At 69.8% G+C, this 25,565-nt stretch carries 23 protein-coding genes, 1 tRNA gene and 1 pseudogene; 12 read left to right on the top strand and 13 right to left on the bottom strand.

Annotated elements, in window-relative coordinates; all coding sequences use genetic code 11:
• Positions 1-340: 340 nt before the first annotated feature.
• A complete protein-coding gene (locus SFY69_12860; GenBank protein MDX2132934.1) occupies positions 341-1,489 on the top strand; it encodes a sigma-70 family RNA polymerase sigma factor in 1,149 nt (382 codons plus the stop codon).
• Between the two features lie 335 nt (positions 1,490-1,824).
• Here the strand turns inward: SFY69_12860 and sucC are convergent, their stop codons facing one another.
• Entirely contained in the window at positions 1,825-3,054 is a 1,230-nt protein-coding gene (gene sucC / locus SFY69_12865; protein ID MDX2132935.1) for an ADP-forming succinate--CoA ligase subunit beta, read from the bottom strand.
• Between the two features lie 178 nt (positions 3,055-3,232).
• Here sucC and SFY69_12870 point away from each other — a divergent pair, with 178 nt between their 5' ends.
• A complete protein-coding gene (locus SFY69_12870) occupies positions 3,233-4,273 on the top strand; it encodes a hypothetical protein (GenBank protein MDX2132936.1) in 1,041 nt (346 codons plus the stop codon).
• Positions 4,274-4,438: 165 nt separating this feature from the next.
• Here SFY69_12870 and SFY69_12875 read toward each other — a convergent pair whose 3' ends face one another.
• Positions 4,439-5,077 carry an MYXO-CTERM sorting domain-containing protein gene (locus SFY69_12875; protein ID MDX2132937.1) on the bottom strand — a complete coding sequence of 213 codons (639 nt, stop codon included), beginning with the start codon at positions 5,075-5,077 and terminating at the stop codon, positions 4,439-4,441.
• Positions 5,078-5,507: 430 nt separating this feature from the next.
• Between SFY69_12875 and atpD the strand changes: the two genes are divergently transcribed.
• Positions 5,508-6,941 (top strand): F0F1 ATP synthase subunit beta, encoded by a 1,434-nt coding sequence (atpD, locus tag SFY69_12880; GenBank protein ID MDX2132938.1) that lies wholly within the window; start codon positions 5,508-5,510, stop codon positions 6,939-6,941.
• 56 nt (positions 6,942-6,997) lie between these two features.
• Here atpD and SFY69_12885 read toward each other — a convergent pair whose 3' ends face one another.
• Complete coding sequence (locus SFY69_12885; protein MDX2132939.1) at positions 6,998-7,441, bottom strand: hypothetical protein; 444 nt, start codon at positions 7,439-7,441, stop codon at positions 6,998-7,000.
• Between the two features lie 238 nt (positions 7,442-7,679).
• On the opposite strand from SFY69_12885, the gene SFY69_12890 reads away from it, so the two are divergent.
• The 6 genes from SFY69_12890 (at position 7,680) to SFY69_12915 (ending at position 12,893) form a co-directional block, all read left to right on the top strand.
• Positions 7,680-8,900 (top strand): VWA domain-containing protein, encoded by a 1,221-nt coding sequence (locus tag SFY69_12890; protein MDX2132940.1) that lies wholly within the window; start codon positions 7,680-7,682, stop codon positions 8,898-8,900.
• 67 nt (positions 8,901-8,967) lie between these two features.
• On the top strand, positions 8,968-10,161 hold the full coding sequence (locus tag SFY69_12895) for a glycosyltransferase (protein ID MDX2132941.1): 1,194 nt from the start codon (positions 8,968-8,970) through the stop codon (positions 10,159-10,161).
• Positions 10,151-10,663: a DUF1569 domain-containing protein gene (locus SFY69_12900; GenBank protein ID MDX2132942.1), complete on the top strand. Its 513-nt coding sequence runs from the start codon at positions 10,151-10,153 to the stop codon at positions 10,661-10,663. The genes SFY69_12895 and SFY69_12900 overlap by 11 nt, the downstream gene beginning before the upstream one ends.
• A 2-nt stretch (positions 10,664-10,665) precedes the next feature.
• Positions 10,666-11,883, top strand: coding sequence for a GNAT family N-acetyltransferase (locus SFY69_12905; GenBank protein ID MDX2132943.1), 1,218 nt, complete (start codon positions 10,666-10,668; stop codon positions 11,881-11,883).
• A gap of 51 nt (positions 11,884-11,934) precedes the next feature.
• Positions 11,935-12,450, top strand: a complete 516-nt coding sequence (locus SFY69_12910) for an EamA family transporter (protein MDX2132944.1) — start codon at positions 11,935-11,937, stop codon at positions 12,448-12,450.
• A gap of 89 nt (positions 12,451-12,539) precedes the next feature.
• Entirely contained in the window at positions 12,540-12,893 is a 354-nt protein-coding gene (locus tag SFY69_12915) for a four-helix bundle copper-binding protein (protein MDX2132945.1), read from the top strand.
• A 7-nt stretch (positions 12,894-12,900) separates the two neighbouring features.
• Here SFY69_12915 and fabG read toward each other — a convergent pair whose 3' ends face one another.
• From fabG to recG, 4 genes are read right to left on the bottom strand one after another with little or no spacing between them, the layout of a single operon-like run.
• Positions 12,901-13,677 carry a 3-oxoacyl-[acyl-carrier-protein] reductase gene (fabG, locus tag SFY69_12920; protein ID MDX2132946.1) on the bottom strand — a complete coding sequence of 259 codons (777 nt, stop codon included), beginning with the start codon at positions 13,675-13,677 and terminating at the stop codon, positions 12,901-12,903.
• Positions 13,674-15,236 carry a hypothetical protein gene (locus tag SFY69_12925; GenBank protein MDX2132947.1) on the bottom strand — a complete coding sequence of 521 codons (1,563 nt, stop codon included), beginning with the start codon at positions 15,234-15,236 and terminating at the stop codon, positions 13,674-13,676. Before SFY69_12925 ends, fabG begins: the two co-directional genes overlap by 4 nt.
• Complete coding sequence (locus tag SFY69_12930) at positions 15,223-16,200, bottom strand: ACP S-malonyltransferase (protein MDX2132948.1); 978 nt, start codon at positions 16,198-16,200, stop codon at positions 15,223-15,225. Before SFY69_12930 ends, SFY69_12925 begins: the two co-directional genes overlap by 14 nt.
• A gap of 31 nt (positions 16,201-16,231) precedes the next feature.
• Positions 16,232-18,526, bottom strand: a complete 2,295-nt coding sequence (recG, locus tag SFY69_12935) for an ATP-dependent DNA helicase RecG (GenBank protein MDX2132949.1) — start codon at positions 18,524-18,526, stop codon at positions 16,232-16,234.
• On the opposite strand from recG, the gene rfaE2 reads away from it, so the two are divergent.
• Both rfaE2 and SFY69_12945 read left to right on the top strand, forming a co-directional pair.
• On the top strand, positions 18,449-19,927 hold the full coding sequence (rfaE2, locus tag SFY69_12940; GenBank protein ID MDX2132950.1) for a D-glycero-beta-D-manno-heptose 1-phosphate adenylyltransferase: 1,479 nt from the start codon (positions 18,449-18,451) through the stop codon (positions 19,925-19,927). The genes recG and rfaE2 overlap by 78 nt on opposite strands.
• 145 nt (positions 19,928-20,072) lie before the next feature.
• A tRNA-Pro gene (locus SFY69_12945) sits at positions 20,073-20,146 on the top strand.
• Positions 20,147-20,158: 12 nt separating this feature from the next.
• On the opposite strand, the gene SFY69_12950 is transcribed toward SFY69_12945, so the two are convergent.
• A complete protein-coding gene (locus SFY69_12950) occupies positions 20,159-20,908 on the bottom strand; it encodes a hypothetical protein (GenBank protein ID MDX2132951.1) in 750 nt (249 codons plus the stop codon).
• A gap of 185 nt (positions 20,909-21,093) precedes the next feature.
• Between SFY69_12950 and SFY69_12955 the strand changes: the two genes are divergently transcribed.
• The gene (locus SFY69_12955; GenBank protein ID MDX2132952.1) at positions 21,094-21,594 is read left to right on the top strand and encodes a MarR family transcriptional regulator; all 501 of its coding nucleotides are present in this window, start codon (positions 21,094-21,096) and stop codon (positions 21,592-21,594) included.
• Positions 21,595-21,696: 102 nt separating this feature from the next.
• Here the strand turns inward: SFY69_12955 and SFY69_12960 are convergent, their stop codons facing one another.
• The 5 genes and pseudogenes from SFY69_12960 to SFY69_12980 all read right to left on the bottom strand — a co-directional run bounded on the left by SFY69_12960 (position 21,697) and on the right by SFY69_12980 (position 25,476).
• Positions 21,697-22,449, bottom strand: coding sequence for an SDR family oxidoreductase (locus tag SFY69_12960; GenBank protein ID MDX2132953.1), 753 nt, complete (start codon positions 22,447-22,449; stop codon positions 21,697-21,699).
• A gap of 255 nt (positions 22,450-22,704) precedes the next feature.
• A complete protein-coding gene (locus SFY69_12965; protein MDX2132954.1) occupies positions 22,705-23,196 on the bottom strand; it encodes a nuclear transport factor 2 family protein in 492 nt (163 codons plus the stop codon).
• A 71-nt stretch (positions 23,197-23,267) separates the two neighbouring features.
• Positions 23,268-24,236 (bottom strand): MBL fold metallo-hydrolase, encoded by a 969-nt coding sequence (locus SFY69_12970; protein ID MDX2132955.1) that lies wholly within the window; start codon positions 24,234-24,236, stop codon positions 23,268-23,270.
• Between the two features lie 61 nt (positions 24,237-24,297).
• Complete coding sequence (locus tag SFY69_12975) at positions 24,298-24,741, bottom strand: DUF6130 family protein (protein ID MDX2132956.1); 444 nt, start codon at positions 24,739-24,741, stop codon at positions 24,298-24,300.
• Positions 24,718-25,476 (bottom strand): annotated as a pseudogene (locus SFY69_12980) (alpha/beta hydrolase). The gene SFY69_12975 and the pseudogene SFY69_12980 overlap by 24 nt, the downstream one beginning before the upstream one ends.
• Positions 25,477-25,565: the final 89 nt, after the last annotated feature.

Raw genomic sequence — 25,565 nt, forward strand, 5'->3', positions numbered from 1 at the left:
CGTATGACTCTCTCTTGGATCGCAGTCGACCCGCGGTAAACGGTAAATGTTTGGTCGTGTGGGAAGACTGGCATCTGCGACGGGAAGAAAAGCAGAGTAGTCCGCCTTGCGGGGTGCGGTGCTGGCAAGGTTTCAGTAGGATGGCTTGGTGGAAGGATGGGCGCACGGATTGGGCGGTGATGAAGTACGTAATTTCCTTGGGAATGCTCTCCGGCGCGCTTGAACCACTGACCCGAGCGTGTTCGGTGTTCGTAGAAGGGACGGCAGGCTCGCGGCTCTCGCCGGGTGAGGGCAGTCCAGGACGGCGCGAGGGTATGAGGATCGTACGATGAGGCAGGCGATGTCGAAACGAACTTTGAGCCCGCTCGAGCAGGTCCGGCGCAGGACGCGCGTCGGTGTCGGCTCGGAAACTATCGAGACCTCCAAGGGCGGGTCCAAGGCTCCCATTCGCCGTCGGCTGAGCACCGAGGACGAGAAGCTCCTGCAGCAGGTGATGTCCTGCGAGCAGGACTTCATCGACTCCCCGGCGTTCTACGAGGATGAGGCGGAGAAGAAGATCTACGACGAGGCCCCCGACGTGCCCAAGCCGGACACGACGTGGTACCACCCCGTCATGGACGATCTTTCGGCGGCCCGCGGGCGGACGGTGAAGTCGGCCCAGCAGGTGATCCTCACGGGCGCGCAGGAGAAGGTGCTGTTCCACCAGTTCAACTACGCGCGGTACCGCATCTGGGCGATCCAGCAGGACGTCTGGAAGAGCGAATCGCGCGTGCCGGACCCCGAGCAGGCGCACGAGATGCTCAAGTGGTACCGCATCTCGGATCGCATCCGCGAGCAGATCGCGGAGACGAACCTGGCGCTGGTGCTGGCGATGGCCAAGCGCACGCGCATGAGCGAGGTGGACTTCGCCGACCTGGTCTCCGAGGGGAACATGGCCCTGCTCCGCGCGGTCGACAAGTTCGACGCGGGGCGCGGGTACAAGTTCAGCACGTACGCCTGCCGGGCGATCCTCAAGGCCTTCTCGCGCCAGGGCATGAAGCTGAGCAAGTACCGCCAGCGCTTCCCCACGGACTTTGACCCCAAGCTCGAGCGGAGCAACTTCCTCGAGGTGAAGCGGTCGACGTTCGAGAAGGACGCGGCCGAAGAGGTGAAGCGGATCGTGCTCGAGAACCGCGCCGACCTGTCGGACGTCGAGCGCACGGTGATCGAGCATCGCTTCGGGCTGGAGGCCGGCGAGATCGAGAAGCCGATGACGCTCGAGCAGGTCGGGCAGATCATCGGCGTCACGAAGGAGCGCGTGCGCCAGATCCAGAACAAGGCGATGGAGAAGATCCGCCTGCAGCTCGAGGCGCACTTCCTGGGCAACCGCGAGGCGCTCGCCAAGCAGGAGGCCATGGAGGCCGAGATGGCCCAGCACGACGCGCACCACGCGCCCAAGCCCGACCCGGCCGAGGTGCAGCGGTTCCTCGACAGCCTGTCGATGAACTGAACGCGTGTTCGCAGATCAAGACCCGGGCCTGTCCTCCGAAGGACGGGCCCGTTCTCGTTTTGCGGGACCCGCGCGCGGCGAGCTTGCATCCACGCCCGGTGGGCTTGCCCGTGCCCGGCGAGGAGCATGGCCCCGGCCATTGCCGCCATGTCCAGGAACTCAATCTGTTGTGTCATCGTCTTCGGGTGGCGCGCGGCGCCGAGGCTATGCGGAGCGGCTGTGATCGAAGGGCCCGCAGCGCGACTGCGGTCTTCACGAGCACCGCGGGACCGTACCGCGCGTGCGCCGGGGCGGCGGAGCCGACCGACGCAAACCCACAGGTCGTGGAGGGGGGCTCAGGCGACGGCGGCGCAGACCTTCTTGGCGGCGTCGGTAAGGTCGGTGGCGGCCTGGAGCGTGGGGAGCTTCGCGCGGGCGTTCTCGAGCAGCGTGCGGCCGGCGTCGACGTTCGTGCCCTCCAAGCGCACGACGAGGGGGACCTTGAAGCCGGTGGTGCCGTCGGGGTTCTTGAAGTTCGTCGCGGCGTTCACGATCCCCTGCGCGATGATGTCGCACTTCATGATCCCGCCGAAGATGTTGACCATGATGCCCTTGACGGCGGGGTCGGAGAGGATGATGCCGAAGGCCTCGGTGACGGCTTCTTCGCTGGCGCCGCCCCCGACGTCGAGGAAGTTCGCGGGCTCGCCCCCGTGGAGCTTGATGACGTCCATGGTGGCCATGGCAAGGCCCGCGCCGTTGACGAGGCAGCCGATGTTGCCGTCGAGCGCGACATAGGAGAGCCCGAACTTCTGGGCGCGGAGTTCGGCGGCGTTCTGCTCGGAGGGATCGTGCAGGGCGGCGATGTCCTTGTGGCGGAACATCCCGTTCTCGTCGAAGGAGAACTTGGCGTCGATGGCGACGACGGCGCCGGCCGGGCCTTCGGTGATGACCAGCGGGTTGATCTCGGCGAGCGTGCAGTCCTTCTCGATGAAGAGGCGCGAGAGCTTGAGCATGATGTCGGCCGCCTGGCCGGCGAGTTTGCCGGTGAAGCCGAGGCGAAAGGCGACGGTGCGCGCCTGGAAGCCCTCGAGGCCGGCGACGGGGTGGAGCGGGACCTTGATGATGGCGTCGGGGCGGTCGTGGGCGACCTGCTCGATCTCGACGCCGCCCTCGCGCGAGGCGATGAGGATGTTGCGCCGGGTGCGACGATCGGTGGTGATGGCGAGGTAGAACTCTTCGGTGCCGCCGCCGGCGCGGGGGGCGATGTCGACCGCGCGGGCGACGAGGAGCTTCTTGACCTCCAGGCCCTCGGGCGGGGTCTGGGGGCTGTGCATGCGGTTGGTGAGCATGAAGCGTGCGGCGGCCTCGGCCTCGGCGGGGGTCTTGACGAGCTTGACGAACCCGGCCTTGCCGCGCCCGCCGGCGTGCACCTGGGCCTTGACGACGGCCAGGGGGGGCGTCTGGGCGTCGGTGACGCTCTTGAACGCGCCCGGGGCGGCCTCGATGGATGTGATCATCTGCCCGGCGGGGACGGGGATGGCGTAATGGGCGAGGAGATCGCGGGCCTGATACTCGTAGATCTTCATGGGCCGCATAGTAGCGGCGGGGGCCCGGCGCACGCTCGCGCCGGGCGGGAGGCCGCGCTGGCGCGGTGGCGGCGAGGTTGGGGGGGATCTTCACGAGGTCTTGATGGCGTGGGCTGCAACCCGTGTCAGAGTTGAACCGGTAGGTGTGCGGGGCTGCAATCCGCATGGGAGGCACGTGATGCGCCGGAAGACGTGGAGGTCGGTCGTGGTGGGCGGCGTCGGGGTTCTCGCGGCGGTCGCCGAGGCCGGTGTGATCGAACAGACCGGGGCGGTGAGCCTGTGGGGGCGCAGCAGTCCGTACACGAGTTGGAACGTCTTCGCGGACCCGGTGGATGCGGGGAGCGCCGGGGGGGTCTCGGGCACGCCGCGGGGCATGGACTTTCACAACGGGCGGCTGTACGTGGCGCATGGTGGGGACCTCATCGGCAACGCGCTGTGGTTCTACGAGCCGGGCGCGACGGGCAACCTGACGGTCTCGAACAGCCGGCGGCCGAACTTCGGACCCGGTGACTCGCGCCGCTTTCACTCGGTGCTGGGCGTGGCGATCAACACGAGCGGCGCCGGCTACGGCGGCTTCGCGCCGGGCGCCGAGCCGCTCATCGTCACGCAGACGCGCGACCAGGCGGGGGGTGCGCCGACGACGGTGACCGTCGCGGATACGGCGTCGCCGGTGCCCGTGAGCGCGTTGGCTGGGTTGCCCGGGGCGGCGTTCCCGCCGGCATCGATCGAGTACTCGCGCGCGCTGGATCGGTTTCTGAGCGTGGAGTCGTCGATCAATCCGACGGTCGCCGTGGTACACGTTCGCCCGCACACGAGCGCGGGGCTGGGCGCGCCGACATCGTCGTTCACGCTTGCGATCGACGGGGTGACGGGTGTGGATGTCATCAGCGGGTCGTTCGCGGGGGCGTTGCTGGGGCAGAACGTGCCGCACGCCGAGGTGCTGCTCGCGCTGAGCCAGGACGTGCTGGGGCAGGGGTTCCACCCGCGTCTGAGCGTTTGGACGTACGCGGGGGTTCAGCTGGGGCAGACGCAGCAGGTGCCGATCCCGACGAGTTTCGAACGCCTGAGCGTCAAAGCGCTCGCGGTGGACGAGGCGAACGGGCTGATCTTCGTGGGCGACAGCGAGCTCGGGCGAATCACGACGCTGACAGTGCCGGGCCCGGGTGCCGGCGCGTGCGTGCTGGGCATGCTGATGTGCGGCGTTCGCCGGCGGCGCTAGCGGGGGTGGGCACGCGAACGGGGGCGGCGCGAGTGGCCGGGCCCGGAAGCAAACGACCCCCGCTGGCGAGCGGGGGTCGTTCGAGTATTCAGGATGTTCGCCTCTCGGCGAGCGTTGCAAGACCTCGGGCCGTGCTTCCGATCGGAAGAATAATGGCCCGAGGACTTAGCGGCGGCGGCGGCCCATGGCCAGGGCGCCCAGGCCCAGGAGGGCGGCGGCGCCGGGGGCCGGGACGATGCCGGACGCGTCGGTGCGGATGTTGTCGATGACCCAGAAGTTGCCGGTGTCGTGGACGATCACGTACTTGATGAACTGGCCCGCGGGGGCGTCGACGCGGAGGGTGCCGGGGCCAGCCTCGTTGCTGTTGATGAAGCGGAGGTTCGCGCCGCCGGTGTCGATGTCGATCAGGTTGTTCGAGGCGTCGTAGGCCTCGAGGAAGAAGTTGCTGTTGCAGGAGTAGCCGAGCTCGACGTAGGTGGCATCGCCGTTATCGAACGTGATGCGGCCGTCGTTGCCCGAGCCGTCGAGCGCGCTGGTGACGCCGACGTCGCCGTACACCCAGTACTCACCGCCGCCCGCGCCCGAGGGGAACGACGAGACGTTGTACCCGCCGATGATGCGGTTGCGCGAGACGAGCGGCGAGCCGGTGCTGCTGCTGCCGAAGGTCACGCCCGTGTAGTAGGTGCCGACGGGGACCACGTCCGTCGAGAGGAAGATGCCCTCGTCGAAGGTCATGATGATGTCGGCGTTCGCGACACCGGCGAAGCCGGCGGCGGCCACGAGGCCAGCGAGAATCTTCTTCATTGTCCTGTCTCCTCTGCCGTCGCGTTTCCGCGTCCGGCTCAAAACCCCGCCCCACCCGACGCGAGATGCCGGCAGACACTGCCGAAGTCTCGCGTACGAGATCGATCACACACCGAGATGTGGACCAGGGCCCCCATGTCTCTCTCCTCGGCATCCGAACAGGGGGGTTCGGAGCGTCCGAAGTTTCGCAGCGGGAAGCCGCGATGTCAATGGAAGTCTTGCGGGTTCGCGCGAATTTCGTAGTTTTTTGAATCCGATCAGATCCCGTATGAGTGGCGGGACGTCGGACCCGATTCGCGGGCGGGGCGCGTCGACGGGAGTCGGGGCGGCACCGAGTGCGAGGTGGCGTGGGCTGTGCCTATGCTGAGCCCCCGCGACGGGCGACGGGCAGGCCGACGCCGCGCGGGGACGCCACAACTCGAGGGTCGCCATGGGCAGCACGGGCACGATCACGCAGGTCATCGGTTCGACGTTCGACGCACAGTTCGGCGAGGACCAGTTGCCGGACATCTACAACGCGGTGCAGATCAAGGCGACGACGAAGGCGGGCGAGATCGACCTGGTGGGCGAGGTGCAGCAGCACCTGGGCGGCGGGCGCGTGCGTGCGGTGGCGCTGGGCTCGACGGACGGGCTGACGCGCGGGATGGCGTGCGTGGACACGGGCTCGCCGGTGACGGTGCCGGTGGGCGAGCAGGTGCTGGGGCGGGTGTTCAACCTGCTGGGGCGTGCGATCGACAAGGGCGCGGAGGTGAGCGGGAAGCGCTCGCCGATCCACAAGGCGCCGCCGGAGTTCGCGCAGCTGAACCCGCGGACGGAGATCCTGCCGACGGGGATCAAGGTGATCGACCTGCTGTGCCCGTTCGTGCGAGGCGGGAAGATCGGGCTGTTCGGCGGGGCGGGCGTGGGCAAGACGGTGGTGATCCAGGAGATGATCGCGCGGGTGGCGAAGAACTTCGGCGGGTACTCGGTGTTCGCGGGCGTGGGCGAGCGGACGCGCGAGGGCAACGACCTGTGGCGTGAAATGAAGGAAGCCGAGTACACCGACGACAAGGGCAACAAGGCGCACGTGCTCGACAAGGTGGCGATGGTGTTCGGGCAGATGAACGAGCCCCCGGGCGCGCGTCTGCGTGTGGCGCTGTCGGCGCTGACGATGGCGGAAGAGTTCCGCGACGCGTCGGGCAAAGAGACGCTGATGTTCGTGGACAACGTGTTCCGGTTTACGCAGGCGGGCTCCGAGGTGTCGGCGCTGCTGGGGCGCATGCCCAGCGCGGTGGGCTACCAGCCGACGCTGTCGACGGAGATGGGCGAACTGCAGGAGCGGATCACGTCGACGAGCAAGGGCGCCATCACGAGCGTGCAGGCGATCTATGTGCCGGCGGACGACCTGACGGACCCGGCGCCGGCGACGGCGTTCACGCACCTGGACGCGTTCATCGTGCTGTCGCGCGGCATCGCGGAGAAGGGGATCTACCCGGCGGTGGACCCGCTGGCGTCGACGAGCCGCATCCTGGATCCGCAGATCCTGGGCGAGCGTCACTACAGGGTGGCGATGCGGGTGCAGCGGATCCTGCAGCGGTACAAGGACCTGCAGGACATCATCGCGATCCTGGGCGTGGACGAGCTGAGCGAAGAGGACAAGCAGACGGTGAACCGGGCGCGCAAGATCGAGCGGTTCCTGTCGCAGCCGTTCCACGTGGCGGAGCAGTTCACGGGGTTCAAGGGCGTGGACTCGCCGCTGGAGTCGACGATCGACTCGTTCGAGCGTCTGTGCAACGGCGAGGGCGACGACCTGCCCGAGGGCGCGTTCATGTACGTGGGCTCGCTGGACGACGCGCGGGCGAAGGCCGCCAAGATGGCGGGCTGATCGCGCGTCGCCGGACCTTTGGCGCGACTGGGATTGCGGCACGGGCCCGAGCCGAATCACTCGGGCGTGGTGGCGCGCGCGGCTTCGAGTTCCTTCTGGGCCTGGCGGATGAAGAGGGCGGCGAGGCCGGTGGGGCCGAAGAGCCCGACATCGGCGCGGACGAACATGACCGTCCGGGACTGGCGTTCGATGGAGACGGTGATGGTGTGTCGCCGGTCGTCGCGGAAGGTGAGCACCGTGCCGATGTCAGACTCGCGCTCGCGGATGAAGGTGAGCGCCATGTTCGAGGCGGCGGTGCGCGCGGCGGCTTCGACGTCGTCGACGGACGCGATCTCGTAGGTGCCGACCTTGCCGCGCCCCAGGACGGTGGCGCCGGTTTCGACGGCGGTGACGCCGACGCCGACCATGGCGGGTTCGAGTCCTGTGCAGGCGGGGAGCGAGAGGCCGGCGAGTCCCAGCCAGATCAGCGTGCGCGCGGGGGCTTTCGCGATGGTGCGCATCGGGGAGTCTACCCGCGTGCCCGCGATGGGGCGGCTTGCGTACGCAGATAAGTCGGTGTTCACGCAAGGGCTGGCCGGGCTGAGAGGACTCTCGGGTTGAGATGGTGGCGGGGGCGATGCGCGAGCGGCGTTACCGCGTCGTTACGGAACGCGCTGGGGGTAGCCGCGTACTGCTCATGAGGCGGCGCCGCGATGGAGTGCCGCACGGGGCCGACGGGCGTACAAGGAGATTCGCAACATGAAGCGTGCAACGATCACGGTGCTGGCGGCGGGGTGGTGCGTGTCGGTCGCGACGATCGGTACGGCCCAGGTGGGCGCGCCGGCCGCGGGCGTTGGGGCGCAGCCGGCGGCGGGAACGCCGGCGGCGGAGGCCCCGAAGACGGAGGCTGCGAGTGCGGACGCGAGCCCCCGCCCGGTTGATCTCGTGATCTGTCTCGACACGAGCGGCAGCATGGACGGGCTGATCGACGCGGCGCGGCAGCGCCTGTGGGGGATCGTGAGCGATCTGGCGACGGCCAAGCCCCGCCCCGCGCTGCGCGTGGCGCTGCTGAGCTTCGGCAACGACGGGTACTCGGCGGAGGACGGGTGGGTGCGCGTGCTGCAGCCCCTGACCACGGACCTGGACGAGGTGTCGCGTCAGTTGTTCGCGCTCCGCACGAACGGCGGGACGGAGTACGTGGGGCGGGTGGTGCACAAGGCGGTGCAGGACCTGGACTGGTCGAAGGACGCGGGCGCGATGAAACTGATCGTCGTCGCGGGCAACGAGGGCGCGGACCAGGACCAGACGTTCACGAACCCCGCGGTGTGCGCGGACGCGATCTCCAAGGGGATCATGATCAACACGATCTACTGCGGAAACCCGGGCGATTCGATCGCGCCGGGGTGGCGCGAGGTGGCGCGCCTGGCCGACGGCGAGTACGCGGCGATCGACCAGAACAAGAACGACGTGATCGCAACGCCGCACGACCAGAAGCTGATCGAGCTGAGCGCGGCGTTGAACGGGACGTACGTGGCGTACGGCCCGAAGGGCGAGACGGCGACGCGGAACCAGACGATGCAGGACTCGAACGCGGCGAGCGCGGCGCCGGCGGCGGCGGCGGAGCGGGCGTCGATGAAGGCGGGGCTGCTGTACCGCAACGCGTCGTGGGATCTGGTGGACGCGGTGCTGACCGGCGAGGAGAAGGACCGGGTGAAGCTCGACGAGGTGAAGGCGGAGGATCTGCCCGAGGCGCTGCGCGGGAAGCCGGCGGCGGAGCAGCGGGCGTACCTCGAAGCGAAGCTCGCGGAGCGGACCGACCTCCAGCGGCAGATCGCCGCGGAGACGCAGAAGCGCGACGCGTTCATCGAGGCGGAGCGGGCGCGGACGGCGCAGGAATCGGGCGAGAAGGATTTCGGGAGCGTGCTGCGCGAGGCGGTGCGCCGGCAGGCGGCGAAGAAGGGCTTCGTCTGGGAGAAGTGAGCCTCGCGGGGGGCGTCGGGGGCGGGTGCGCGGGCCGCCCTTGGGGCGCGGGCAGTATGCTTCGCCCGTGACGACGATCGTGATCGAAGGCTGGCGGTTCCTGCCGCACTCGTACTCGCTGTGGGCGATGTACCTGGCGCTGGAGTTGTCGGAGCGCGCGGGCGTGACGGTGTACTTTCGCGACGCGCCGATGGCGGACGCGAAGTGGCGTCCGACGCGGGGCGTGCTGCTGGAGGAGCAGGAGGCGATCGTCGCGGCGATCCCCGGGCCGCCGGACGACCTGAGGGCGGATGTCGCGGCGCGGATCGTGTTTCCGTACGACTTTGGCCCCTCGAACGCGGCGAAGACGTTCGTGTTCGGCACGGCGGAGTATGGCGTGGTGCCGAACTCGTTCGTCGCGGGGCAGGAGCCGATCGCGGCGGCGGCGAAGCGGACGGGGTACACGGTCGTCACGTGCTCGAAGTGGTCGAAGGACGGGTTTCTGCGGAGCGGGGTGAAGGCGTCGCAGATGGCGCACGTGATCTGCGCGATTGATCCGGCGGTGTTCACGCCGCCGACGGACGAGCAGCGGCGCGAGGCGCGGGCGGCGCTCGGGCTGACGGACGAGTTCGTGCTGCTGCACAGCAGTTCGCTGGGGTGGAACAAGAACGTCGAGATGATGCTGGACGCGATGCTCGCGCTCGAGGCGGAGATGCCCCGCCTTCGCCTGGTGCTGAAGGGCATGGACGCGCTGTACGGCTCTGGGGACGTGATCGAGCGGGTGCGGGCGCAGGCGCCCCCGGAGGTGAAGGACCGGCTGATGGCGCGGGTGGGGTACATCGGCGCGTCGATGGGCCCGCGCGCGATCGCGGGGCTGTACCACGCGGCGGACGCGTACGTGTGCCCGTACCTGGCGGAGGGGTTCAACATGCCGGCGCTGGAGGCCGCGGCGTGCGGGGTGCCGGTGCTCGCGACGGCGGGGGGCTCGGCGGATGACTTCATGCACCCGGACTTCTGTCTGAAGATCGCGAGCAAGGTGCAGGTGCACCAGCAGAGCGGGGGCAAGTATCTCCAGCCGAACTTCGAGAACTATGTGGCGCAGATCCGGCGTGTGGTGCGCGACGATGCGTACCGGGCGCGGGCGCGGGTGGCGGGGCCGGCGTTCGCGCGGAACGGGTGGACGTGGTCGCACGCCGCGGAGCAGTTGCTGGCGGCGGCGGGGATCAGTGTCGGGCGGCACGAGGCGGGGGGGCGGCATGAGCGAGCGGGCGGTGACCATTGACACGAGGCGGCTGCGGGAGCGGCGGGTGCTGCGGTTTGAGTCGATCGCGGCGCTGCGGGCGGAGCTGGACGCGCTGGAGGCGGCGGAGCGGGTCGGCGCGCTGCGAGCCATCGGCAACTGGACGGCGGGGCAGGTCTTCTCGCACCTCGCGGCGTTTGTCGAGTACGGGTTCGACGGCTATCCACCGACTCTGCCGCAGCCGGGGTGGCTGATGCGCACGGCGGGGCGGGCGCTGCGCGGGCGGATGCTCCGGGGCCCGCTGCCCGCGGGCGTGCGGATCCCGGGTGTCGAGGGCGGCACGGTGGGGCAGGACGATGTGCCGTTTGGCGCGGGGCTGGCGCGCCTGCGGGCGGCGCTGGACCGGCTGGAGCGCGAGGCGCCGGCGGAGCCAAACCTGCTGCTCGGCCCGCTGCCGCACGAGCAGTGGATCGCGCTGCACCTGCGCCACGCGGAACTGCACCTTGGGTTTCTGCACGTGACCCCGGGCACGGCGGGAGGCTGATGATGGCGTCGCACTCGGAGAATCCGGCGGACATGTTCACGCCCGCGCACTACGGCCCGGCGCGAGAGGACGACCTCGCGCGGCTGGGGCTGCTCGTGCACGAGGCGTTTTCCGGTGCGCAGGAGGGCGCCGAGGCGTGGATGCGCTCGCACGGCGTCGCGAACGTCCGCGTCGTGCGCGAGTCGGCCGATGGCCAGCCGGTGGCGTGCCTGTCGCGGATCGTCATGGGGCAGTTCTTCGGCGGGCGCAGCGTGCCGATGGTCGGCATCGCGGGTGTCGCGACCGATGTCACGCGGCGCGGCGGGGGGTTGGGCAAGCGGCTGATGGGCGCGTGCGTGCGCGAACTGGCGGCGGAGGGCGTGGCGCTGTCGGCGCTGTACGCGTCGACGCGGGCGTTCTACCGGCGGGTGGGGTACGAGTCTGCGGGCGGGCGGTATGAATACGAGATTCCGATCCCGAAGATCCCGACATGCCGCGCGGAGCTGGAGGTGCGCCGCCTGACGGACGACGATCAGCCGGCGATGACGCGCTGCTACGAAGCGGTCGCGCGGTCGCAGAACGGCATGCTCGATCGCGGCCCGTACTGCTGGGGACGCGTGTGGAAGTTCCGCGAGAACCCCTACCGGGTGTTCGGCGCGGTGGGGCCCACGGGGGATCTCGAGGGCTACGTCGCGGTGTTCCAGCGCAGCAACCCGGAGTTCGGGCGGCATGGCGTGCAGCTCAGCGACGCGATCTTCACCACGCCCGCGGCGGCGCGGACGCTGGTCGGGCTTCTGGCGAACTACGCGACGATGGGGGACGCGCTGAAGTTCTTCGGCGGGCCGACGCATCCGATTCACCTGATGCTCGGGCACCACTGGGGCAGCGTGCGCCTGCACGAGCCCTGGATGCTGCGCATCACCAGCGTGCCCGCGGCGCTGGAGGCGCGCGGGTACGACCCGTTCGTACGCGGGCGGCTGGTGATCGACGTGCACGACGAACTCGTGGAGGCGAACCGGGGCGTGTGGGAGATCGAGGTGGAGGGCGGGCGGGCGCGGGTGCGGCGCGGGTCGGGCGAGGCGATGTGCGTGACGGTCCGCGGGCTGGCGGCGATGTACAGCGGGTACCTGGTGCCCGAGGCGGCGGCGACGTGCGGGCTGTGCGCGGGCACGGCGGCGCAGTTCGCCATCGCCCGCGCGATGTTCGGCGGGCCGACGCCCTGGATGCCGGACTTTTTCTAGGCGCCCGCGGGGTGGCCGTGGCGCCCGCGGCGATGTCGCTACGCTCGGCGCATGACCAAGGCGATCCTGTTCGCGATTCTGGCGGGGCTGTGCTGGGGGGTGGGCGAGATCGGCACGAAGGCGGCGCTGAACTCTCGCCAGGTCGGGCCGATGGGCGCGACACTGGTGCGCGCGCTGGTGACGGTCGTGCCCGTGGTGATCGCGTATCTCGCGGCGACGCGGTGGACGACGCACGAGCCGGCGGGCTGGGTGCGCTCGGCGAGCGTTTCGACGTGGCTGTACCTGATCATCGGGTCCGGGCTGCTGGCGGGGTTCGGCGGGGTGTTCTTCTTCTACACGGGCCTGCGGACGGGGGACATCTCGATCCTGCGCCCGATCGCGTTCGGCGTGGCGCCGCTGACGGCGGTGTTGCTGGGGTGGTGGTTCCTGGGCGAGGCGATGACGGTGCGCAAAGCGATCGCGGTGGTGCTGATCGTGGCGGGGATCGTCGTGCTGGGGCTGGAGGGGCACGGGGGGCGGACGACGCACGCCCGCGGGCCGGGCGCGTCGGGCGCGGCGGAGGGCTGAGACGCGGGGTGAGGGCGGGTGCATTGGGCTCTCACGAGGGCGGATCGGCGGGTCCCCACACGGTGAAGGGGGCGAAACGGAGGACCACGATGCCGCAACAGGACCCGAAGCGGATGGAGGCGTGCGCCGAGACGTGCCACGAGTGCCAGGACGAGTGCCTGCGGACGATCGTGCACTGCCTGGAGATCGGTGGCGAGCACGCGTCGCGCGAGCATCAGACGCTGCTGATGGACTGTGCGCTGATCTGCGGGGTGTCGCACAGCGTGCTGCACCGAGGCTCGGCGCAGCACGAGCACACGTGCCGCGCGTGCGCCGCGATCTGCCGGGCGTGCGCGGACGACTGCGAGCGGATGGGATCGGGGGACACGGTGATGCAGGAGTGCGCGCAGGTGTGCCGCCGGTGCGCGGGGTCGTGCGAGGAGATGTCTGGCGCGCGGGCGTAGGGCGCGATCAGGCCATGGTCATGCCGCCGTCGACGACGAGGCACTGGCCGGAGAGGAAGCCGGCGTCGTCGGAGGTGACGTACTCGACGGCGGCGGCGATGTCTTCGGGGGTGCCGAGGCGCCGGACGGCGATGAACTTCTGGAGGTCGTCCTTCACCTGCTGGGGGAGGTTGTCGGTCATGTCGGTGGTGATGAAGCCGGGGGCGACGGCGTTGCAGGTGATGCCCTTGCCGCCGAGTTCCTTGGCGATGGACTTGGTGAGGCCGATCATGCCGGCCTTGGCGGCGGCGTAGTTGGCCTGGCCGGCGTTGCCGACGACGCCGCTGGTGCTGCTGATGTTGACGATGCGTCCGAACTTGCCGCGCATCATGTGTCGTGCTGCGGCGCGGGTGGCGACGAAGGCGGACTTGAGGTTGGTGTCGAGGACGAGGTCCCAGTCCTCGTCGCTCATGCGGAGGGCCAGGCCGTCTTTGGTGATGCCGGCGTTGTTGACGAGGATGTCGAGGCGGCCTCGCTGCTGGGCGATGTCGTCGATGGCGGCCTGGAGGGCCTTGGGGTCGGCGACGTCGACCGTGAGGACGCTCGCGGCGCCGCCGGCGGCCTCGATCTGGGCGCGGAGGTCGTTCAGTGGCGCCTCGCTGCGCGAGACGAGGACGACGTGGCGGCGTGCGCGGGCGGGATCGGCGAGTCGCAGGGCGATGGCGCGACCTATGCCGCGGGACGCGCCGGTGACGACGGCGACACGGGAGGGGCGCGGGGTCGGGGTCACAGAGGCCTCGGTCACTTGCCACCCTTCTCGAACTGGTCCTGCCAGTGCTTGATGTCTACTCCGGTGATCTGCGCCATGTGCTTCATGAGGTCGTCCGGCGAGAGGTCCATCGTGAGGTTTCGGTAGCGGCGCTGCATTTCCTTGATGAGCGGACGCAGCTCGGCGCCGCCGAGGATGAAGCGGTTGTTGGCCTGGTCGCGGCCGACCTCCATCTGGCTCTCGACGAGAAGCTGGACGTCGTTCCGGGCCATGTCGTCGTACACCTCGCGGAAGTGGTTGGCGACGCCCAGGAGCGCCTCGGCGGGGAGGGGACGGCCGTTGACGTGGTTGACCATCACGCGCATGTGCACTTCGTAGGTCAGGTAGACGTTGAGCGCGCTTCGGCCCTTGAATCCGCCTTCAGGGGCGATGGTGAAGGGCGGCGCTTCGGGGGCGGGGCCACCGGGTGATTGGCCGGCGGGGCTGCCGCCGGTCGAAGGCGCGAGCCCGCGTTGCCCGCCGGCGGGGGGAGCGGGAGGGGCGCCGCCGCCGCCGGACGCGGCGTTGCGGACCTGGATTTCCGGCAACGAAAGGATGTTGGAGACGAACTGGATGACCTGGTCGCGGGTGACCTTCCCGCCGAGGGACTGGGAGAAGGCTTCGCCCGCCATGACGAGGGTGGCGATGCGGGCGTCGGGGAGGCGGTAGCCGGCGTCGATCTTCGCGCGGGCCTGGGCGCGAATGGCCTCGAGCCCGCCCGGCGGGAGTTGGCCGAGCGCGGACTGGATGAGGGCCTTCTGGTCGGCGCTGGCGGAGGAGCCGGCGGCGGTCTCGATGCGGCGGATGAGGTCGAGGCCGGCGAAGCCCATGACGATGAACTCGTCCTCGGTGCCGCCGAGCGCGGCGGCGGTCTCGGCGATCGAGCCGGATTCCGGCGCGGCGGCGATCTCTGGCGCACCACCGCCGCTGCCGAGGACGGCGTCCCAGTCGCTGGCGCGGCGCAGCACCTGGGCGTTGGCTTCGCCGGCGGAGAACTTCCACATGCCGTCGGCGGAGAGGCCGTTGAACAGGAGGAGGTAGGCGCCGCCGGGCTCCTGGATGGCGAGGAAGACGGAGCCGGAGGTGCTGGGGAGGGTGTCGCGGGGTGATTCGGCGACGCCTGTCACGCGGACGACCTCGATCTTGGCGACGGACTCGTCCCAGTCGCCCGAGGAGGTGAGTTGGTCGAGGGTGCGCTGGCCGGCGGGGTCGAGCATGGCGCGGAGGGCGTTGGCGTCGCCCTTGGCGAAGGCGTTGGCGAGGGAGATGGCGGCGCGGGCGAGGGATTCGTCGGCAGGAGCCGCGCCCTGCGGGAACTGCACGCGCGCGTCGGGGCGGACGGACTGCATGATGGTGTCGATGCGCACCGGCTCGGGCGGCGGGGGCGGCGGCGGGGGTGGCGGCGGCGGGGGCGGGGGCGGCGGGGGCGGCTCGGAGCAGCCGGGGAGCACGAGCGTGGGGGCGGCGAGCATCGCGACCGCGCCGACGGACACGCCGATGGCGACGGCGGTGCGGGAGGCGGTGCGGAGCACGCGGGGCAGGCTACGGGGTGTCATGGGAGGTGACCTTTACGTCGCGGTTGATCCGGCGAAAGAGCCCGGCGAGCGTGCGGCCGGGGGCGAGTTCCACGAAGTCGCCGCGCAGGTTCTGTGCCTTCCACGCGCACGACTGCGACCAGCGTACCGGGCTGGTGAGCTGCTCGACCAGCCGGACTCGGATGGTATCCGGGGAGGCGTCGGTCGCGTCGTGGGGCTCGGCGGTGACGTTGGAAACCACCGGGCAGCGGGGGGGCGTGAAGGGCGTGCCGGCCAGCGCGCGGGCGAGGCGGTCGGCGGCGGGAGACATGAGGGGCGAGTGGAACGCGCCGGCGACCTGCAGCATCTGAGCGCGCAGGCCCATGGACTCGGCGACTTTCTGGGCGCGGGCGAGGGCGTCCTTGTGCCCGCTGAGGACGACCTGGCCCGGCGCGTTGAAGTTCGCGCACACGAGCACGTCCTTCTCGCGGGCGGCGTCGCAGATCTCGTGCGCCTGGGCGTCGGTCGCGCCGACGAGCGCGAGCATGCCCCCGCCGCCCCCCGCGGCGGCGTCGTGCGATTCGGCGGCGTCCTGCATGGCACGCCCGCGGAGGGTCACGAGTTCGAGCGCGTCGCCGAACGAGACGGACCCGGCGATGACGAGGGCGGTGTACTCGCCCAGCGAGAGGCCGGCGGCGCCGGCGAGGGGGTGCTCGGCGTCGTTCATCGATCGCTTCGCGAGCAGGGTGCGCCAGCAGGCGATCGACGTCGTGAAGATCGCCGGCTGGGAGACGTCCGTGCGGGAGAGCACCTCGGCCGGCGCGTTGGTGCACAGGTCGGAGAGGGTGCCCCCGAGGCGGGCCCCGAGTTGGCGGTCGGCGTGGGCGAAGACCTCGCGGGCGGCCTGGGACGACTCCAGCCACGCGCGCGCCATGCCGACGCTCTGGGCGCCCTGGCCCGGGCAGAGCACGATCGCGGGGGTGACTGGCGTTGGCGAAGTGGTCATCGCGGGGATGATAGTGGAGATGAAGAGGCTGTCATCCGACGTCGCCCAGCCCGAGCGACGGGCCGTAGGCCTTGAGCAGGCGGCGTCGCAGGAGTGCCTCGTCTGGTCGATCGAGGCGGGGCGAGCGGCGGACCCACTCGGCGGCGTCGCGCCGTGCGAGCGCGAGCAGTTCGCGGTCGCGCATGAGGTCGGCGACCTTGAAGGGGGGCAGGCCGGACTGGCGGGCGCCGAAGAGTTCGCCCGGGCCGCGGAGTTCGAAGTCGGTTTCGGCGAGGGCGAAGCCGTCGGTGGTGGAGGCGACGGCGCGGAGGCGCAGTTCGGCCTCGGGGGTGGCGGGGTCGGCGACGAGAAGGCAGGAGGAGGGGATGGAGCCTCGCCCGACGCGCCCGCGGAGCTGGTGGAGCTGGGCGAGGCCGAAGCGGTCGGCCTGCTCGATGACGATGACGGTGGCGTTGGGGACATCGACGCCGACCTCGATGACGGTGGTGGCGACGAGGGCCTGGATGGAGCCCAGGCGGAAGCGCTCCATGACGGCGTCGCGGGTGTCGCGGGCGAGGCGCCCGTGCAGGGCGGCGAGGCGAAACCCGGCGAGCGGGCCCGCCTCGAGTTCGGCCAGGACGGTGCGGACATCGCGCAGCGGGGTGTCGCGGGCGGGGGCTTCGCCCGCGGGGTCGTCGTCGCCCTCGATGGCGGGGACGACGATGTACGCCTGCTCGCCCTTGGCGAGGCGGGCGGCGACCTCGGCGTAGACGCGGTCGCGCAGCGAGCCGCGGAAGACGCGCGTCTCGACCGGCGAGCGTCCCGGCGGGAGTTGGTCGATCGTCGAGACGTCGAGGTCGCCGAAGAGCGTCACGCCGAGCGTGCGCGGGATGGGCGTGGCGGTCATGACGAGGATGTGCGGCGTCGAACGGTCGTCGGTGGCGGTGGCGCGCAGGCGTGCGCGCTGGTGCACGCCGAAGCGGTGCTGCTCGTCGATGACGGCGACGCCGAGCGACTTGAACACGACGCCCTCGGTGAGCAGCGCGTGCGTGCCCACGAGGATGTCGAGCGCGCCCGAGGCGAGCGCCGCGAGCAGCGACGCGCGTTCCGTCGGGGGCGTCGAGCCGGTGAGCAGCGCGAGGCGCACGCGCGAGCCGGCGAGGAGGCGCGAGAGCGAGGCGGCGTGCTGCTCGGCGAGGATCTCGGTGGGCGCCATGAGGCTGGCCTGGTGCCCGGCGGCGACGCACTGGAGCATCGCGTAGGCGGCGACGAACGTCTTGCCGCTGCCGACGTCGCCCTGGATGAGGCGGTTGGCGGGGGTGGTGGTGGCGAGGTCGGCGGCGACCTCGCGCACGACGCGGTCCTGCGCGGGCGTGAGCGGGAAGGGGAAGCGTGCGCGGATGTGGGCGTCGAGGGCGGGCGAGATCGGCAGCGCGGGCGCGCGGAGCGCTTCGCGCAGGTGCGCGCGCTTCAGGTGCACGCCGAGCTGCAGGAAGAAGAGCTCGTCGTACGCGAGGCGACGGCGGGAGAGTGCGGCCTCGTCCTCGTCGCGGGGCTCGTGCTGCATGCGGTACGCGTCGCGCAGTTCCGGGAACGAGCGGGGCGAGCGGAAGTCCGGAGGGAGGTGGTCGTCGATGCGCGGGAGGGCGAGCGGCAGGACGCGGGCGATGATGCGCCGGATCTCGGCGCTCGAGAGCGATTCGGAGGCCGGGTAGACCGGGCGGAGGTAGGACCCGGCGGGTTCGCCGGATGCGGAGGCTTCGGGGTGCGGGCCGTCGGCGGGCTGGGGGGGCTCGTCGGGCGCGATGGACCAGCGCGGGTTGGCCATCTGCACGCCCCCGTGCCGGCTGGAGGCCTTTCCCTCGACGCGCAGGCGCATGCCCGGGAGGATCTTGTCGGCGAGGAAGACCTGGTTGAACCAGACGACGTCGAGGCGCCCGGTGCCGTCGGTGAGGACGGCCTCGAAGCGCGGGCGGCGGGCGCGGACGGGGCGGGTCGCGGCGACCTCGCCCACGGCGGTGACGACGCGTCCCGGGACGATGGACGAGATGGGCGCCTGGGGCTCGACGCGTTCGAAGCGCGTCGGCAGGTGGGCGACGAGCCAGCCGAGGTTGGTGATGCCGAGGGCCCGCAGCAGGTCGGCGCGCCGGGGCGTGACGCCGGGCAGGTCTTCGACCGGCGTGGCGAGCGAGACGGGGCCGGCGGGGGGCATCGCGCGGAGCGTACACCGCGTGCGCGCCCGGCGGGCGGGGCGCGTACGCTGGGCGCGATGGACCCGCTCCTGGACGCGCTCTCCGCGTGGACGCCCCGCACGGCCCTGGTCGTCGGCGACTTCATGCTCGATCAACTGGTGTACGGCGACGCCGAGCGCCTCTCGCCGGACGCCCCCGTGCCGATCCTGCACGTGCGCCGCACCGAGAACCGCCCGGGCGGCGCGGCGAACGTGTGCCTGGATCTCGTCGCGCTGCGGATGCGCGTGCTGGCGTTCGGGGTCGTGGGGTGCGACGGGCACGGCGAGCTGCTGCGGCGTGAGCTGGAATTGGGCGGGGTGGAGGCGTCGGGCGTTGTCGAGGACGCGTCGCGGCCGACGACGGTCAAGCAGAACCTGATCGGGCTGGCGCAGGCGCGACACCCGCAGAAGATGTTCCGGGTGGATTTCGAGTCGCGCGAGCCGGTGGCGGGCGAGGGCGCGGCGAGGCTGCTGGGGGCCTTTGAGCGGGCGCTCCCGTCGTGCGACGTGGTGTGCATCGAGGACTACGCGAAGGGCGTGTGCACGCCCGAGGTGTGCGCGGGGGTGATCCGTGCGGCGCGTCGGGCGGGAAAGCCGGTGATGGTGGACCCCGCGCGCGGGACGGACTATTCGAAGTACGCCGGGGCGACGGTGCTGACGCCCAACCGCACGGAGGCGGAGGACGCGACCGGGCTCTCGACGCGGGCGAGCGCGGCGATCGAGGACACCGAGCCGCTGGCGCGGGCGCTGCTCGAGCGGCTTGGGCTGGAGGCGTGCGTGCTGACGCTCGACCGGCACGGCGCGCTGCTCGTGGAGCGCGGGAAGGGCCCGGTGGGCGTGCCGACGGTGGCGCGACAGGTGTACGACGTCACCGGCGCGGGGGACATGTTCCTGGCGGGGCTGGCGGCGGCGCGGGCGAACGGGCTGTCGTGGTTCGAGAGCACGCGGTTCGCGAACGCGGCGGCGGGGCTGGAGGTCGAGGTCTTCGGCGTGCAGCCGATCGCGCTGGAGCGCGTGCACCATGCGCTGCTGGCGCTCGCGTCGGCGCGTCATGGGAAGGTGCGCACGCTGGAGCAGGCGCGAGTGGAGGCCGCGGCGCTGCGGTCGCAGGGCAAGCGGGTGGTGTTCACGAACGGGTGCTTCGACATCCTGCACAGCGGGCATGTGACGCTGCTGGAGAAGGCGGCGGCGGAGGGGGATTTCCTGGTGGTGGGGTTGAACGACGACGCGTCCGTACGCCGTCTGAAGGGCGCGGGGCGCCCGGTGAACCCGGCGCTCGACCGGGCGCGCGTGCTCGGCGCGCTCGCGAGCGTGGGGTCGGTGGTGCTGTTCGAGGAGGACACGCCGCTGCGGCTGATCGAGGCGGTCCGCCCGGACGTGCTCGTCAAGGGCGCGGACTACACGCGGGACCAGGTGGTGGGGGGGTCGTTCGTGGAGTCGTACGGCGGGCGGGTGGCGCTGGTCGATCTCGTCGAGGGCAAGAGCACGACGCGGACGATCGAGCGGCTGCGGGGGTAAGCGATGTGGCCGAGCCGGCGGCCGGCCGAGGGCGCCGAGACTTCTCGCGTCGGGCAGGAGTCGTGCGGGGCGTGCGAGATCGATCGGATCCGGACGCGGTGAAGCACGCGACCCCTGACTGTGGCCTACAGTCAGACCTTGACCACGGGGTGTAGCGCAGCTTGGTAGCGCGTCTCGTTCGGGACGAGAAGGTCGAAGGTTCAAATCCTTTCACCCCGATTTGAAGGGCGATCACCGGTCGTTGAAGTCGATCCATGGGTTGCTGCCGAGCATTCTCTCGCCGGCGTGCCCCGGCGCTTCGTATCGCATGGTCCAGACCTGAGGTCCGGTGATGTACGCGACGCAGAGTCCGCTCTCGGCGTGGAAGTGGCCGCCATGTGGAGTCAGGCCCGGATAGCTGAGTCGCCAGCCTGTTCCGCTCGGCCCGACGCGCGACATGTGGAGTTCCACGACCACATTGTCCTTGAGCAGGAAGTACCAGGTCCAGGGCCCGCCGGCCACCAGCGTCATCACCTCGTCGACGCCAGTCCCCGTGTCGGTGCTGTTGACGTGCAGCCGCGCGAACTTGTCGCGTGCGGACAAGCGGTCTTGGGCCGACATTGAGCGCAGGTCGTAGACCTTCGGGTACGGGGCGACGTCCGGTTCGCCGGTGACCATGCTGCCGCCGTCCGGCAGTACGGGCAAGCGCCCGGCCATGCGGACCTGCTCGAGCACGTCCTGGCGCGAGAGCGCGAACAGCTCCAAGAGCTTGGACCTGTCGGCGTCCGACAGCGGCGTCCGGACCGACGATTCGAGGAGCGGGACGGAGGCCGGGGGCAGCGTGATCGTGCTGAGGTGGACCCCGACCGTTCCCAGCACTTCATTGACTTTGGCGAGGTCTTGCAGGCTCTCCCGGCCGTCCGAGAACTTGAGCAGAACGCGGGAAGTGGGGCTCGGATCGACGGGAGCGTTGCAGGCGGCAAGCACGATGACGGGGAGCATGAGGAAGGGTCGGAGGTTCATCAGCGGGGTTCCTTTGTGAGGCAGCGAAGGGCCGCACCGTCGGCCGCCTACGTCAGCGGCAGAGCCGACACGGCCGTTTCTCTCGACGTCAAGATAGCCCGCCGATATCTCGATGTCAAGATAAACAGCCTTGACGTCGAGACAACGGCGAGTACCATCCCGCGATGGGCCACGTTGACGTCATCCTGGAGCAGTGGAAGCAGCAGCGACCCGACCTCGAGTTGGCCCCGATGGGGCTGACCAGCCGGCTGAGCCGCATCGGGCGGCATCTGCATCAGGCGGTGGAACGCACGTTCGCCGTTCACGGACTGAATCTCGCGACCTTTGACGTGCTCGCCACGCTCCGGCGCGCCGGCCCGCCGTATCGTCTCTCGCCCGGCGATCTGATCGCAACGACACTGGTCACGTCCGGAACGACGACCCACCGCATCGATCAGCTCGTGAAGGCCGGCTTTGTCGAGCGGGTTGAGAATCCTGAGGACGGGCGGAGCATTTTGGTTGCGCTCACCCCGGCTGGCCTGAAGAAGGTCGACGCCGCCGTGGCCGACCACGTCGCCAACCTCGAGCGACTGACGCGGGGCCTGAGTGACAGCGAGTTCAGACGACTCGACCGCCTCCTGGCACGCTACCTCGACGTTCTGGAGTCGAACCAGTCGGCCGAGTAGGCGATTCACGGGACGCGCATCCGCCCGCGACGTGCGTCATTCGCCGTTGATGCAGCGTCAGCCAGCCGATCACGGCGGGTCCGCTCGCGCGTTGCCTGCAGATCAGACCTGGGCCATCCCGCCATCCACGAAGAGTTCGATGCCGGTCACAAAGCTGCTGTCATCAGATGCGAGGAAGACGGCGGCCTTGGCGATCTCGTCGGGATCTCCGACTCTGCCCATTGGCACACCCGCTGCCATTCCGGTTCGGAACCGTTCGCCTTCTTCCCTGCCGCCCGCGAGAGCGTCGATGGCCGGGGTCGCGATAGGGCCGGGGCTGATGGCGTTCACGCGGATCCTGCGCGACTTGAGGTCCACGGTCCAAGTACGTGCGAAGGACCGGACGGCCGCCTTGGTCGCGCTGTAGACGCTGAAGTTCTCGAGTCCCTTGGTCGCGACGACGGAGGCGCTCAGGATGACGGACGAGCCATCCGGCATGAGCGGCAGAGCCCCTTGAACGGTGAAGAGCGTGCCCTTCACGTTGATTCCGAACCACTTGTCGAAGTGGGCCTCGGTGATCTGATCGAGCGGGAGAAACTCCCCTCCGCCCGCGTTCGCGAAGAGCACATCGATCCGCCCCTTCTCGCGCCTGATCGTGGCGAAGAGCCGGTCAAGATCGGCGCTGTCAGACACGTCGCTTGGAATGCCGAAGGCATTGACGCCGAGATGAGCGACAGCGGCATCCAGCACCTCCTTCCTGCGCCCCGTGATGAACACGTAGGCTCCCTCCATGGCGAACCGTCGTGCGGTGGCAAGACCGATGCCGCTGGTGCCTCCGGTCACGAGTGCGACCTTACCTTCGAGCTTGTTCGACATGCTGAGCTCCATGCAAGTGGCCTGATCTCGGATGATTCCGCAAAGACCGATCGTCGTGGTGGGTTCTGCCGCACCGTCATTCTGAGGTGCGACACTCAGCTCATCACCGGCGCGGTGGGCTGAGAGAGGCCGGAAGCCGGCCAGCGGCGGTAGGGCCGACAGCGAGAGCGGCGGCGACGACGCGTGTTGGAACGAGGGAGGTGGCTGAGAGGTTCATGATGATGTCCCCGGGTTGGCGATTCCCGTGGGGAGGACTTACGTGACGTGAGGGATGCCGGGATGGTCGGCGGGGCGTGGGCCTGAGGTGTCCCAGAAGAACTTGCGGTCGGATTCGAGGATGGACAGGTCGTTGATGCTGGCTTCGCGGCGCTGCATCAGGCCTCGGTCATCGAACTCCCAGAGTTCGTTCCCGTAGCTGCGCCACCATCGGTTGTCGGCACTGCGCCATTCGTACTGGAATCGCACCGCGATGCGGTTGTCTCGAAAGTCCCAGAGGGACTTGGCTAAGCGGTAGTCGAGCTCGCGCTCCCACTTGCCGGCGAGGAACGCCTGGATCTCGGCACGGCCAGTGACGAAGTCACTGCGATTGCGCCATGCCGAATCCTCCGTGTAGGCGAGAGACACACGGATCGGATCCCGTGAGTTCCAGGCGTCCTCGGCAAGCCGCACCTTGCGAGTGGCGGACTGCAGATCGAACGGCGGGGCGATGACAGCGGGCGTCTGTGACGAGCGTTCGCGAGTGTCCATTCATGGCTCCTTGGTGGCTGGTGATGACGAGGACCGCGGGTCGATGCATCCACGAGCAGGGCGTGTGCGTGTCAGACACCCGAGTAGACCAGGCCCGTAAAGTCGGCGGGTGCCATCAGAAAGTGTCCGTACCGGGGGTCGAACTCCAGCGTCGGCCTTGCGGTGATAACCTCGGCGAGTGTCTTGCCCTGCTTCTTCATCCTGGCAACTCGCTCACGAACCTTGATCAGCATCTCTCGAAACTCGGCGAGCTGCGACGCGTCGCCGACGGGTCCGTGTCCTGGGATGATGATGGTGCTCTCCTTGGCCCGCGCGAGGCAAGTGTCGACAGCGCTGATCGTGCCGTCGATGCTGCCGCCGGTCGAGTAGTCGATGAACGGATAGTGGCCGTTCCACCACACGTCGCCAACATGCATCACGGCGGCCTCTTGGAACTCGACGAGAAGGTCCGTATCGGTGTGGGCCGGGCCGAGTGCCTCCAGTACCAGGGTCGAACCGCCGAGGTGGAGAGTGAGCGAATCCCCCGGGGTGATCTGTGGGATCGCTCCGGCGGTCGAAGGCGGGAAGGTGAAGTTCCAGCCATCAACACGAGTTGCCTGGGAGAGTCGCGTACGACAGTTCGCGGACGCCACCACTACAGCACCCGCGGCGTGCATCCACGCGTTGCCGTCCGTGTGGTCGAAGTGCCAGTGCGTATTGACCAGATACCTGATTGGGTGTCCATCGATCGCGGCGAGTGCTTCCTCGACCTGGCGCCGTGCGGTGGAGATGCCTGAGTCGACGAGCACCTTTCCGTCCGGACCGCTTACGACGGCGATGTTGCCGCCCGCGCCGGCAAGCACACTGACCCCGCCGCGAAGTGACTGCGTGTGCACCCTGGCCGTCGAGGCCTGCTTGCGCATCCGCGCAACGATGCCGTCGTCGGGCTCGTGCCTCGCTCGAGCGAACGAACGAGACGACATCGCGATCGCGGAGCCGGCAGCGGCGAGGCCGGTCGCGACGACAAATGCTCTTCGTGACATGGGATGCTGTGTGCTCATGGCAGACCTCGTGTGCGGTGTTCGTGCAGGGAGCCGGTGTGTGGCGGTGTCGCGCGTCTCGTCAGCGTGACGTCGCGGATGGGGTGGGCACATCAAATCGGATCACTGCGCGATCCATAACCTGGTGATTCGTGTCAACGAGCTCGATGAGAACCTTGTGAGGACCCGGAGGCAAGCCGGTGATGCTCAGGGGCTCGCCACCGGCATCCAGCCAACGCCAGGGCAGGTCATCCACCGTGATGTGCAGGTGCCCAAGACGGGGAGAGACGTCCAGCGCCGCAGGCCCGTACACGGGCGCGATTCTGGCGTGCGAGACCCGGTACCTGATCACCACGTATCCACGCCGAAGGGGCTCGGTCAGCGGAGCATCGACCGTGATGCGGGCGGGGGGCTCAGACAGGAGTGGAACAACCGGTGCTGCGTCAAAGTCCGGGGCGCCGGCAGCGGCCCCCGCTGGGATGTTGACTCCCGTCAGCGAGACCGCGGCTTCCGTGATCACGTGCACGACCGCGTCGGGGTGAGAGATCATCACCACATGGGACGCTCCATCGACCTGCACCGCTCGCTTTGCGGAGGCGCGAGCGGCCATGAACTTCTGAGCAGCCGCTGGAATGTTCTTGTCTGCAGACCCAAAGATGAACCATGAGGGGAGTGCCCTCCATGCCGGCTCTCCGGATGGTTCATTGAGCGCGGCCTCGGTCACAGGGCGTTGTGTCGCCGCCATCCTCGCGGCCTGCGTCGCAGGGATGTCGGCGGCAAACTGCGCCGCGAAGGCACCTTGGCGGATGTAGAGATCTCTCGTGCCGTCGGGCAGGATGGTCGGTGGAGACAGCGCGGGGCCGAGCGTGCCCCCCGCGAATCGACCAGCAAGGCCCGCACAAGTCTCTCCCGTGTCAGGGGCGAAGCCGGCGACGAACACGAGCGCCCTGACGTTGACATTGCCGTCGGCCGCGTTCGAAATGACCGCCCCGCCGTAGGAGTGACCCACGAGCACGATCGGTCCCTCGATCGTTGAGAGGGCTCCCGCGACGTGTGCGGCGTCTGATCTGAGGCCCCGCAGAGGAGTCGCGGCGGCGACCACCGGATATCCCGCGTCGAGCAGCGGAGTGATCACCGCGTCCCAACTGGAGGAGTCGGCAAAGGCCCCATGGACAAGCACGATGGTGGGCTTCTGCATCGCGTGTTCCTCTGCGAGCGCAGTCGCGAGCGGGACGGTGGAGATGGCAGCCGCAAGCCGCATCACACGACTCAGCGAGCGACGGATGAACCAAGGGGCTGCGGGTATCTGGAGGCGGGTGAGGGTCTTCACGCGAGGTCCTTTGTGGGCAC

Source organism: Planctomycetota bacterium (genome assembly GCA_033763975.1).
In the GTDB taxonomy this organism is placed as follows: Bacteria; Planctomycetota; Phycisphaerae; order Phycisphaerales; family UBA1924; genus RI-211.